Origin of the sequence: Cytobacillus oceanisediminis (genome assembly GCF_003182355.1) — a bacterium.
In the GTDB taxonomy this organism is placed as follows: Bacteria; Bacillota; Bacilli; order Bacillales; family Cytobacillaceae; genus Cytobacillus; species Cytobacillus oceanisediminis_A.
Genome location: NZ_QGTW01000030.1, coordinates 15,621 through 27,955, shown reverse-complemented (window position 1 = coordinate 27,955; position 12,335 = coordinate 15,621). Strand labels below are relative to the sequence as shown.

Annotated in this window: 11 protein-coding genes; 7 read left to right on the top strand and 4 right to left on the bottom strand. The window is 43.3% G+C overall.

Annotated elements, in window-relative coordinates:
* The 3 genes from DFO73_RS27940 to DFO73_RS27930 all read left to right on the top strand — a co-directional run.
* On the top strand, positions 1-156 hold a 156-nt coding region (locus tag DFO73_RS27940; RefSeq protein ID WP_142669541.1), incomplete at its 5' end, for an aldehyde dehydrogenase family protein.
* Positions 157-276: 120 nt separating this feature from the next.
* Positions 277-1,476, top strand: coding sequence for an ornithine--oxo-acid transaminase (locus tag DFO73_RS27935; RefSeq protein ID WP_110067920.1), 1,200 nt, complete (start codon positions 277-279; stop codon positions 1,474-1,476).
* Positions 1,477-1,623: 147 nt separating this feature from the next.
* Positions 1,624-2,868, top strand: a complete 1,245-nt coding sequence (locus tag DFO73_RS27930) for a Glu/Leu/Phe/Val family dehydrogenase (RefSeq protein WP_110067921.1) — start codon at positions 1,624-1,626, stop codon at positions 2,866-2,868.
* Positions 2,869-2,936: 68 nt separating this feature from the next.
* On the opposite strand, the gene DFO73_RS27925 is transcribed toward DFO73_RS27930, so the two are convergent.
* Positions 2,937-3,170 (bottom strand): DUF378 domain-containing protein, encoded by a 234-nt coding sequence (locus tag DFO73_RS27925; RefSeq protein ID WP_110067919.1) that lies wholly within the window; start codon positions 3,168-3,170, stop codon positions 2,937-2,939.
* Positions 3,171-3,390: 220 nt separating this feature from the next.
* On the opposite strand from DFO73_RS27925, the gene DFO73_RS27920 reads away from it, so the two are divergent.
* From DFO73_RS27920 to DFO73_RS27910, 3 genes are all read left to right on the top strand, one after another.
* Positions 3,391-4,554, top strand: a complete 1,164-nt coding sequence (locus DFO73_RS27920) for an iron-containing alcohol dehydrogenase (protein ID WP_110067918.1) — start codon at positions 3,391-3,393, stop codon at positions 4,552-4,554.
* A gap of 473 nt (positions 4,555-5,027) precedes the next feature.
* Positions 5,028-6,377: a glucose-6-phosphate isomerase gene (locus DFO73_RS27915; protein WP_110067917.1), complete on the top strand. Its 1,350-nt coding sequence runs from the start codon at positions 5,028-5,030 to the stop codon at positions 6,375-6,377.
* Between the two features lie 435 nt (positions 6,378-6,812).
* The gene (locus DFO73_RS27910) at positions 6,813-7,220 is read left to right on the top strand and encodes a YugN-like family protein (RefSeq protein WP_110067916.1); all 408 of its coding nucleotides are present in this window, start codon (positions 6,813-6,815) and stop codon (positions 7,218-7,220) included.
* Here the strand turns inward: DFO73_RS27910 and DFO73_RS27905 are convergent.
* The 3 genes from DFO73_RS27905 to DFO73_RS27900 all read right to left on the bottom strand — a co-directional run bounded on the left by DFO73_RS27905 (position 7,217) and on the right by DFO73_RS27900 (position 10,085).
* Positions 7,217-8,209, bottom strand: a complete 993-nt coding sequence (locus DFO73_RS27905; protein WP_110067915.1) for a potassium channel family protein — start codon at positions 8,207-8,209, stop codon at positions 7,217-7,219. The genes DFO73_RS27910 and DFO73_RS27905 overlap by 4 nt on opposite strands.
* A 114-nt stretch (positions 8,210-8,323) precedes the next feature.
* Entirely contained in the window at positions 8,324-8,473 is a 150-nt protein-coding gene (locus DFO73_RS28955; protein WP_181396162.1) for a hypothetical protein, read from the bottom strand.
* A 259-nt stretch (positions 8,474-8,732) separates the two neighbouring features.
* Positions 8,733-10,085 carry a M20/M25/M40 family metallo-hydrolase gene (locus DFO73_RS27900; RefSeq protein WP_110067914.1) on the bottom strand — a complete coding sequence of 451 codons (1,353 nt, stop codon included), beginning with the start codon at positions 10,083-10,085 and terminating at the stop codon, positions 8,733-8,735.
* Between the two features lie 348 nt (positions 10,086-10,433).
* Between DFO73_RS27900 and DFO73_RS27895 the strand changes: the two genes are divergently transcribed.
* Positions 10,434-12,254, top strand: a complete 1,821-nt coding sequence (locus DFO73_RS27895; RefSeq protein ID WP_110067913.1) for a Xaa-Pro dipeptidyl-peptidase — start codon at positions 10,434-10,436, stop codon at positions 12,252-12,254.
* Positions 12,255-12,335 lie beyond the last annotated feature (81 nt).

The window sequence follows — 12,335 nt, the reverse complement described above, 5'->3', positions numbered from 1 at the left end:
GTCGGAAACCTATACTTCAACCGCGGCTGTACAGGCGCAATCGTTGGATACCAGCCATTTGGCGGATTCAACATGTCAGGAACAGACTCCAAAGCAGGCGGCCCTGACTACATTCTGCTTCATATGCAAGCAAAAACAACTTCTGAAATGTATTAATACTTTTGAAAGCATGTGAAGGATTTGTTATCCTGCGCATGCTATAACCGTAAATAGTTTAAAGATAAACAGCTTAACGTTACAATAAAAGGGACTATTCTGAAAAGGGAGGAATTTTAATTGACTGAAGCGACTAAATCAACATCACTCATCGAACAAACTGAAAAATATGGTGCCAAAAACTATCATCCGCTTCCAATCGTTATTTCTAAGGCGGAGGGTGTGTGGGTTGAAGACCCTGAAGGCAATAAATATATGGATATGCTAAGTGCCTATTCTGCTGTTAACCAGGGGCACCGCCATCCAAAAATCATCCAGGCGCTAAAGGATCAGGCAGACCGTGTAACCTTAACTTCACGTGCTTTCCACAATGATCAGCTTGGACCTTGGTATGAAATGATCTGTGAATTAACAAATAAAGAAATGGCCCTTCCGATGAACACTGGTGCGGAAGCAGTTGAAACGGCAATCAAGACAGCACGCCGCTGGGCTTATGATGTAAAAGGCGTTGCCGATAACCAAGCTGAAATTATTGCTTGTGTAGGGAATTTCCATGGCCGGACAATGACAGCGGTTTCCTTGTCTTCTGAAGAAGAATATAAGCGCGGTTTCGGTCCGATGCTACCTGGCATCAAGTTAATTCCTTACGGTGACCTAGATGCGCTTAAAGAATCAATCACTGAAAACACTGCCGCATTCTTGATCGAGCCAATTCAAGGGGAAGCCGGCATCGTTATTCCGCCGGAAGGCTTCTTAAAGCAAGCGTATGAAACTTGTAAGGAAAACAATGTACTATTTATCGCGGATGAAATCCAGGCTGGCCTTGCGCGTTCAGGTAAAATGTTCGCATGCGAGTGGGAAGATGTCGATCCGGATATGTACATCCTTGGAAAAGCGCTTGGAGGCGGAGTATTCCCGATCTCATGTGTTGTAGCGAACAAAGATGTTCTTGGTGTATTCAACCCTGGTTCACATGGTTCAACATTCGGCGGAAACCCGATGGCATGTGCTGTTTCGGTTGCATCCATGAATGTGCTTGTTGAAGAAAAGCTGGCAGAGCGTTCACTTAAGCTCGGCGAATACTTCATGGGCAAATTAAAAGAAATCAATAACCCTGCCATTAAAGAAGTGCGCGGCCGCGGCTTATTTATCGGTGTGGAGCTAAATGAACCTGCTCGTAAATATTGCGAAGAGTTAAAAGAAGAAGGTTTGCTTTGCAAAGAAACACATGACACGGTTATTCGTTTTGCCCCTCCATTAGTGATCTCTGAAGAAGAGCTGGACTGGGCAATTGAAAGAATCAAGAAAGTATTAAGCTAATTGCTGGTCTAGGGGCTTTTAACCTCTGCATCAAGGTGCAGGGAATTCCCTTTGTTTAAAAATATTGCTGTATTTTTCCTAAATATTATATCAAGAGGTGCCATTATGGGAGCTGCAGGAGTAGCTGGGAAACAAGCTGAACAAAAAATGGAAGAGTCTTTAAATTTATTTACTTCAACTCAAATTGTAATCAAAGAAGCTTTGGGCAAGCTCGGTTATTCAGATGAAATGTATGAGCTGCTGAAAGAGCCATTAAGAATGCTGACGGTGAGAATTCCGGTAAGGATGGATGATGGAGCCATCAAAATTTTTACAGGTTATCGCTCTCAGCATAATGATGCGGTAGGGCCAACCAAAGGCGGTGTCCGTTTTCACCCGGAAGTGAACGAAGATGAAGTAAAAGCTTTATCCATGTGGATGAGTTTGAAGTGCGGTATTGTTGATCTGCCTTATGGCGGAGGAAAAGGCGGTATCATCTGTGATCCTAGGACCATGTCGATGGGCGAGCTGGAACGCTTAAGCCGTGGATATGTCAGGGCAATCAGCCAAATTGTCGGACCGACAAAGGATATACCAGCTCCGGACGTTTATACGAATTCTCAAATCATGGCATGGATGATGGATGAATACAGCCGGCTGCGCGAGTACGATTCTCCTGGTTTCATCACTGGCAAACCGCTTGTTCTTGGCGGTTCGCAGGGCAGGGAAAAAGCAACTGCACAAGGCGTGGTTATCTGCATCGAAGAAGCTGCAAAAAAACGCGGCATTTCGATTGAAGGTGCCCGTGTAGTTGTTCAAGGCTTCGGAAATGCTGGAAGCTTCCTGGCAAAATTCATGCATGATGCAGGAGCTAAAGTGGTAGCGATTTCTGATGCCTATGGTGCCCTTTATGATCCGGATGGCCTTGACATCGATTATCTGCTGGACAGACGCGATAGTTTTGGAACGGTGACAACCTTATTTGAAAACACTTTGACAAACGAAGAATTGCTTGAACTGGAATGCGATATCCTGGTTCCTGCGGCTGTTTCCAATCAAATTACCGCTGTTAATGCCCATAATATCAAGGCTTCAATTGTCGTGGAAGCTGCAAACGGCCCTACAACCCTTGAAGCTACTAAAATTCTTTCTGACCGCGGCATCCTTCTTGTTCCCGACGTCCTGGCTAGCTCCGGAGGCGTGACGGTTTCCTATTTTGAATGGGTGCAAAACAATCAGGGGTACTACTGGACGGAAGAAGAGGTTACAGAAAAGCTTAAAAAAGTGCTTGTTCAGGCCTTTGAAAATGTATATCAAACGGCGCAGCAGCGAAATGTCAATATGCGTCTTGCAGCATACATGGTTGGCGCCCGGAAAATGTCTGAGGCCTCCCGCTTTAGAGGCTGGGTCTAAGTATCCCTTTGGTATATTGCGTTTAAAATAAAAATCCTTGCACATATGTGCAAGGATTTTTTTCGTTTCTAGCGTGTAGGTCTAGCCTCAGGCTCTCTTTCCAATTCTTCATTTGGTCTGAACAATAAACCTAAATTGATTAAACCAGCGATGCCGACCAAACCATATATGATTCTTGAAAGGGCAGAATCCTGGCCGCCAAAAATAGCTGCCACAAGATCAAATTGGAAAAATCCGATTAAACCCCAGTTAATTGCGCCAATGATTGTAAGAACCAGTGCAATACGTTGAATACCACTCATGATGTTACCTCCTTGTAGTATAGGTTCATTGTTAGCTTGTTTCACAGGAATAAAAAATATTCATCGTTTCAATTGGGAAAGGCCATAATGTTACAGGGATATTTTTTTAGATTTAGGTCAGCTTTTACGTTGTTACATTAAGGAATTGGCTGCTGCAAACCGTTCTTTTTGCAATGGCTTTTAAATTGAAAGATAATAATGTGGAAAAGGAGATGAGAAGATGCAAAATTTTACTTTTTATAATCCGACTAAATTAATTTTTGGAAAAGGCCAGCTGGACCAATTACAACACGAGATTCCCCAATACGGCAAAAAAGTTCTTGTTGTTTATGGCGGAGGCAGTATCAAGCGCAATGGTTTATACGATAAAGTGATGGAACAGCTTAAGGAATTGGGAGCTGAAGTTTTTGAACTTTCCGGAGTTGAACCAAACCCGAGAATTTCAACTGTCCGAAAAGGCGTCGACATTTGTAAAAATGAAGGCATCGATTTCCTTCTCGCAGTAGGCGGAGGCAGTGTAATTGACTGCACAAAGGCAATCGCTGCAGGCGCAAAATATGACGGCGATGCCTGGGATTTGGTAACAAAGAAAGCTTTTGCCTCGGAAGCTTTACCGTTTGGAACTGTTCTAACGCTGGCAGCAACTGGCTCAGAGATGAATGCAGGATCGGTTATTACCAATTGGGAAACGAATGAAAAATACGGCTGGGGCAGCCCGGTAACGTTCCCGAAATTCTCAATTCTTGATCCTGTCAATACATTCACTGTGCCGCGGAACCAAACCGTATATGGCATTGTGGATATGATGTCTCATGTGCTTGAGCATTACTTTCACCTGGAAGAAAACACGGATTTCCAGGATCGCATGTGTGAATCCTTGCTGATCACGATTATGGAAACTGCCCCAAAGCTGCTTGAAGACCTTGAAAGCTACGAGCATCGCGCAACGATTTTATATAGCGGTACGATGGCATTGAACGGAATCCTGAACATGGGCTACCGTGGTGACTGGGCTACCCATAATATTGAACATGCAGTATCGGCTGTTTACGATATTCCGCATGGCGGAGGACTTGCAATTCTGTTCCCGAACTGGATGAAGCATAACCTCAAGGTAAAGCCTGAACGATTCAAGAAGCTCGCTGTTCGCGTATTTAATGTGGATCCAGCAGGCAAAACAGATGAAGAGGCAGCGCTTGAAGGTATTGATAGGCTGCGTGAATTCTGGAACAGCATCGGTGCACCTTCACGACTTGCAGACTATGACATCGATAGCAGCAAGCTTGAACTGATGGCAGACAAAGCTACAGTCAACGGAGAATTCGGCAACTTTGCGAAGTTGAATCATGATGATGTTATGGCTATCTACCGCGCGTCTTTATAAATGAATAACTAACAGGACTTTGCTTTAAGGCAGGGTCCCTTTTATGTTTTTCGGGAGGAAATGACAATCTTCATTCATGCGTAAAAAATATGTCAAAATTGGACACGCTTACAATATGGGATGATTCTTGATTATGCTTGAGGCTTTGGTTAAAGTGGTATATGGGATAACAGCACTGTTTATTTATGGCTGTTTAATGTAAGGCTTTGTTAAAGCTTATTGTTGATTTTAGCCCCCTGTTGACTGGAGTGGAAGGTGTGAGATCTTAGGAAATGAATTCGCATTTTCTTCGTGCAGGTGTTTATTCGAGGATGCTCATTCTATGTCCTGCGGAAGAAGCGGGTCAAAGGGAGACACCCCGCAGGCGTATAACGCCGAGGATACTCCTTGACCGCCCGCTGTTCGCTGAGCACCTGGAACGGAAGTCAACAGGCAAGTCTAACAGAGCTAAATTTAAAAAATGGAGGACATTCATGACACACGTTCGTTTTGATTACTCAAAAGCACTTCCCTTTTTTGGCGAACATGAAATTACATATTTGCAGGATGCCGTAAAGGTTGCGCATCACTCACTTCATGAACAAACAGGGGCAGGCAGCGACTTTTTAGGCTGGATTGACCTTCCTGTAAATTACGACAAAGAAGAATTCTCCCGCATCCAGAAAGCGGCTGAAAAAATTAAAAGTGATTCCGATGTGCTGATTGTAATCGGCATCGGCGGCTCATACTTGGGAGCGCGTGCGGCGATTGAAATGCTGCAGCATAGCTTCTATAATGCACTGCCAAAAGAAAAGCGCGGAACTCCACAGGTTCTATTTGCCGGCAACAATATCAGCTCTACGTATATGAAGGATTTAATGGATCTTTTGGATGGAAAAGATTGGTCTATTAACGTCATTTCCAAATCGGGTACAACAACTGAGCCGGCGCTTGCTTTCCGTATTTTCCGTAAGATGCTGGAAGAAAAATATGGTGTAGAGGAAGCACGCAATCGCATCTATGCTACTACAGACAAAGCGAGAGGCGCTTTAAAAACACTTGCAGCAGAAGAAGGCTACGAGTCATTTACGATTCCAGATGATGTTGGCGGCCGTTATTCAGTCTTAACAGCTGTCGGTTTATTGCCGATTGCAGTGAGCGGTGCAAACATTGAAGACATGATGAACGGTGCTGCCCAGGCTCGAGAAGACTTCAGCAAGTCGGAGCTTCAGGAAAATGCTGCTTATCAGTACGCTGCTGTCCGAAATGTTTTATACAATAAGGGGAAAACAATTGAAATGCTGATCAACTATGAGCCGGGACTTCAGTATTTTGCGGAGTGGTGGAAGCAGCTTTTTGGCGAAAGTGAAGGAAAAGACCAGAAAGGGATTTTCCCTTCATCCGCAAACTTCTCTACTGACCTTCATTCATTAGGGCAGTATGTACAAGAAGGGCGCCGTGATTTATTCGAAACGGTTGTTAAGGTAGAAGAATCACGCCATGAGCTTACCATTGAGGAAGCAGAAAATGATCTTGACGGCCTAAACTATCTTGCAGGCGAAACAGTGGACTTTGTTAACAATAAAGCCTTCGAAGGAACTATGCTTGCACACACAGATGGCGGAGTGCCAAACCTAATCGTTTCCATTCCAAAAATGGATGCCTACACTTTCGGCTATCTTGTATACTTCTTTGAAAAAGCCTGTGCAATGAGCGGCTACCTTCTAGGAGTCAACCCATTTGACCAGCCGGGAGTAGAAGCATACAAAGTAAATATGTTTGCCCTATTAGGCAAGCCAGGATTCGAAGAGAAGAAAGCTGAGCTGGAAAAGCGATTAAAATAATAGCTGTGTTAAAGCTAAATGTTGATTTAGCATCGTGTTGATTGGAGTGAAAGGCGCGAGATCCTCGAAAATCATTCGCATTTTCTTCGTGCGGTGTTTATTCGAGGGAGCTTATTCAAAGTCCTGCGGGAAAAGCGTACCCAAGGGAGACCCCGCAGAAAGCGAGTGCCTGCAGCGGAAATCAACACTCAAGTTTAACAGAGCCAAAAAAATAGAGCGAGGAAGCGTCTGCCTGTGGGTAGGCGCTTTTTTAGCGGGTGAAAAACATTCTTCCTTTTTACAGTACAACCATTTTAAAATATCCGCGAAAAATTTAATATAACCGCGAAATTTTCCATATATCCGCGAAACACAAAAAACTCCCCAAATTTGAATTCATGATATCCCTTTCTTTGGAGAAACTAAAGCAAAAAGCATGGAAAGGGGATGGATGCAGTGATCGAGATTCCTTCAAAAGTGGAAGGGGAGCATTTTGATTTGTATAAGCTGGAGCAGGCGCTGAAGCCGATTGGCTATTCGATTGGCGGGAATTGGGATTATGACCATGGATCTTTCGATTATAAAATTGATGATGAGGTGGGGTACCAATTTTTGCGGCTTCCGTTTAAAGCCATTGACGGGCAGCTTGATGATCCAAGCTGTACGGTGGAATTGGGCAGGCCATTTCTGCTTTCCCATAAATATCAGCGTGGCCTTGATGACCACGCTTATACAGGGAATTTCACCGGTTCATTTGACCAATTTTCTGAGCCTGTGGATAAGGATGCAAGTTTTCCGAAAGAATACATCGATCTCGGCAAAGCACTTGTACAGGAGCTGGAATCTGTTTTAATGAGGGACTAACCGAGTATGACAATCAGCTGGTCCTGCTGGAGAATTTTAAAAGGCTGGGGAGGATTGACCAAAGTTTCTTCCCCTCTCTTCACACCCAATAAAAGAATGCCGTCTTTCATCAGCTCGGCGCTTAATTCAGCAAAGGTCTTATTTGCGATTTCTTCCGAAGCAGGCTGAAAGGTCAATTTGCGTTTATCAAGCTGGCCAAGCAAGTCTAAAAATGAAGTAACAAGTTCCTGAGACGAGATGCTATTAATCATAACGAAGCTTGTAAGGACATTCGTTTGAACAATTTCATCTGCACCGGCTCTTTTGGCATTCGCAGCCTGTTCAGAAGTCAGTATTTCTACAATGCATTGAACTTCGCGATTCAATCCTTTAATAGCCAGCAGTGTCAGAATAGAATTCATATCTGCATGCAGTTCGTCTTTATTCTGGTCAGAAGTTATAATTACTTTTTTTGCTTCATAAATATTTGCCTTTATCAGGACATCATCCCTATTAGATCGTCCTCGGATAAAATGAACATTATTGTGTGGCACCGGGTTTGTCTTAAGAGTTTCATCAATTAAAGTGATGGAATGTTTCATTCCGTCTCCTCCAAGAGTATTAATTATTTCCCGTGAACGTTCATTCCATCCAATCACGATAATATGATTCTTTCCTTTGTACCCCACTTTGCCTTCCAGGAAATCATTTTGTCTGGTAACGGCTGCAGTAGCAAGTGATATAAAATAGGTGGATAAAAAGCCTGCACCGGTTAAGATTAATGCAATCCCAACTACACGGCCAAACACGGTTTCAGGGACAAAGTCACCAAATCCCACAGTGGATGCGGTAACAACGGCCCACCATATGCCATCAAAAAAAGTTGGAAAGGTCTTTGGCTCTATGATATGTATGATTCCTCCGTAAAAAAGGATAACAGCAAGGGCGATAAGCAAAATTCTAATGACTAGCGGCAATCGAATAAAATTGTAATATAGCTGATGAGGCACAATCTACACTCCCAAACATAATTAATTTTAAAATAAAAAATAGATAAGCGGCATGCTTAGGACAACCAGCCTGCCGCTGCTAAATATATAAAAAAAAGCCATGCCAACATATTCTCAATTAAGAATATCGTCTATTGCACGGCTCAGTAGTTGAATGTCCTTGGATATTTCAGTTTTCACGTCGTCAATCTCGCACCTTTCATATTCATCCATGAGAAGGGAGAGTTCTCTCTTTAGTATGACAGCCTCCTGTTCAAAATCCATGATGACTCCCTCCTTTGGGGGCATATAGGAATATCATTTCGATAGTTTGATTCTCTGTAATGTTACATTTATGTTACCCGAATTTCTTTCAATTTAAACGGTAACGAAGATAATTATTTGGACACAAATTTAGAACGAATATAATTTACCCTCTTATTTTGCTCTTAAACACAAAATTTATTTAAATCAGGAAAAGAAGGAAAACGTGAAGCAACATAAAAAAATCCCCGGAAAAGTACCGGGGATTCTGCTTAAAAACTTACTTTCGTATTAAGCTATAAACAGAAGCGCCAACCAAATCGCCTGCTTCTTTTAAACGCTCTGCACTAATATGCTCAATGGTATCAAGCGGGGTATGGTAATACGGTTCAAGGCTGGCGGTGCCGGGTTCCCGCCTGATAAAGTTAACAGCTGGAATACCTGCATCATGGAAGGAAACATGGTCGGATGAGCCGCGCTGATATAAAACTAATTCAGACACTGTTCCAATTCGTTCAGCAGTGGCAAGAGCTGTTTCTGATACAAGATTTGGCTGTCCGTCAAGTGTGTTCATATAGATAGCGGTTGCTTTTTCCCAAGAAGTCCCCACCATATCCATGTTAAAATTGGCAATGCTCCGCTCTATTTCATTCTCACTCAATTGGCTGACATAATACTCAGAGCCAACAAGTCCAATCTCTTCTGCTCCGACGAAAGCAAATCGCAGTTCTTTATCAGTAGGATAACTTTTCAAAACCCTCGCCAGTTCTAAAGCTACAGCTGTTCCGGAAGCATTGTCGCTCGCTCCAGGAGCAAAAGGAACGCTGTCAAAATGGGCAGAAATGTGAACGATATCTGTATCTTCGCCCTTATTTGGCTGCTTGGTGGCTATGATATTTTGTGATTTAGCATTTTCGAATCGTTTTACATTAAGCGTAACTGTTTTGTTCTTTGCCAAAGCATCTTGAAGAAGAGCTTCTCCGCCGGCTTTCGTTATGCTGCCGACCGGTATGTCATATGGCCCTCCAATTGAAGGGTTCATGGGTGCTGGCAGATCAACATTGTTGTAAATTAGAACGCCTGCTGCACCGGCAGCAATTGCATTCGTCACTTTTTCAGCAAAGGTAAAATCCCCGCGTGAGATAAGAGCTATTTTTCCTGCGGCATCTTCTGTAAAATCAGAAGTCCTTCCTAAGCCAGCATCAAATAACTCTGCTGTAATTCCTTCTTCAGGAGTGGAACCTGATCCTGAAGGTATTGTTATTAAAATCTCCTGCTGGTTACTTGTATGCAGGTCACCGATCATTTTGTCAGGAATGCTGAATTCCTGTGTTTCTACTGTATAGCCATATGATTCAAGACGTTCCCGGATAAAATCAGCAGCCTGCTGTTCTGCTTCCGTTCCTGTTACGCGCGGGCCAATCGTCTCTGTTAAATAACGGACATCTTCAAGCATGCGATCTTCATTGATTCTGGCAATCACTTTTTGGTCAAATGCCTGCAAGCTTGGGTGCACAGTTTTACCTTCAGCTGCTTCTGCAGTCTGGACAAATTGAACAGGAGCAGCATACAAACTGGAAGCTGTCAGGACTGCTGCAAGCATGACAGAAACAGGCTTCTTTCCGAATTTCATCTCGAATGCCTCCTCGACTAATAATCCAACTATATGTATTCGCTTACATTTTTCCGGTTCCTTTTAGCGCAAGGGAAAACGAATCTAATAGCCTAGCAGATTTTTAAAAGTATGAGAAAAGAAATACTAATCATTTTTAAGGAAGTTTAATTTAAAGATTCTAATTACCCATTTTTTGGCTGTGGAGTTATAACCAATGTAATTCCATGACTTTAGAAGTATCTACAAGTAGGAATATCTCAAGTTTCTTTTCCAAAAACAGGTCTTTCGACTATCGAAATTTCTATAAATTTATCCTATTCTGAAAATTATAATAAGGTTCTGATCGTTACATAGGGGAGGAAGTCTATGAAAAAAACAGCCTTAAAAGTACTAATGACATCGGTAATTGCTTTTCCGCTGATTACAGGTGGATCGATGTCTGCACACGGAGAAATCGGCAAGCCGAATATAGCTTCAGCCGAGACACAAATAAAAGTCGAGGACGGAATGACGCAGCCTATCTTTTCCTTAAATGAGGCTATTGCTGAAAGGGTTTTTGTTGAAACGGCAACCGACAGTGATGGCGATGGAAAGCTGGATAGAGTGAGGGCTGATATTATCAGGCCAAAGGAAACGGAGGAGGGTTTAAAAGTTCCTGTTATCTATGAAATGAGCCCATACCGATCTGGAATTAAGGGCGTGCCGGTTTATGACGTGGATGTGGAACTGAACTCTGTTCCAAAGAAAGGGAAACGCCTGGGAGAAAGAGGAAAGCCGCAGGCAAATTTGCCGGGCTATTATGACGACTATTTTGTACCGAGAGGATATGCAGTTGTTCTTGCGGAGAGCGTGGGGACCGGCTTGTCTGACGGCTGCCCCACAACGGGAGATGAGCATGAAATCCTCGGCACCCGTGCTGTCATCGATTGGCTGAATGGACGTGCAAAAGCATATGATGCAAACGGACAGGAAATACAAGCGGACTGGTCAACAGGGAATGTTGGAATGACAGGGGTTTCCTATAATGGAACCCTTCCTAATGCTGCGGCGGCAACAGGGGTAGAAGGACTTAAAACAATTGTGCCGATAGCAGCCATAAGCAGCTGGTATGATTACTACCGCTCAAATGGCGCTGTTATTGCCCCAGGCGGATATCAGGGAGAAGATGCTGATAATATGGCTGAAGCGATTTTAACCAGAAATAACCCGGAAGCCTGCAGCAAAGTCATTAAGCAATTAACAGAAGGACAGGACAGGGAAACAGGAGATTACAATGAGTTCTGGAGCAAGAGGGACTATACAAAGGATGCCGATAAGGTAAAAGCCAGTGTCTTTGTTGTTCACGGGTTAAACGACTGGAATGTTAAAACAAAGCATTTCTCAGATTGGTGGAATGCCCTGGGCGAGAATGATGTTCCAAGAAAAATGTGGCTTCATCAAGGCGGCCACTCCACCCCATATAGTTTTAGGCGTGATGTATGGCTTCCGACTCTGAATAAATGGTTTGATTACTGGCTGTACGATATTAAAAATGATGTTATGGAAGAACCGATGGTTGATATTCAGCGGGAGGATAAGACCTGGCATACAGAGGGAAACTGGCCGGCAGCAGAAACAGCCGATACGAAGCTTTATTTTAGTCCGGCTGCTGATCGTTATGGCGGCGGTTTAAGTCTGCTTCCTGTTTCAAATAAAAATAAACAAAACCAGCAGTTCATAGATGATGCTTCTATTACAGCTGAAACATTGGCAAAAAATCCGGGTTCAGCATCCCAAAATCGCCTTGTTTATGTAACACCGCCTTTAGAAAAATCTATCCGAATAAGCGGGACGCCAGAGGTTCAAATCAGGGCAAGCATTGACAGGCCGACAGCAAATTTAACTGCCCTTCTTGTTAAGTATGGTGTTGGTGAACCTGAAATTGTAACAAGGGGCTGGATGGATCCGCAAAACCTTCAAAGCGAAGAACGCTCAACTGTATTAACGCCTTACCGTGAATATACCTTTACTTGGGATATGCAGCCGGACGACTATGTTTTTAAGAAAGGGGACCGGGTAGGAGTGGTCATTCTATCAAGTGACTATCGGTATACGCTTAGACCTGAAGCAGGTGCAAAAATCACCATCGACCCTGAAAGAAGCCATATTTTGCTTCCTATACAAGGTGGAGAAAGGGCATTTCAGTAAAGACAAAAAGATGAAGGGATCATTCATTGGTCTATTCTCTCCTGTTTTAAAAAATATATTTTAGGAGAATAGTACCATTGT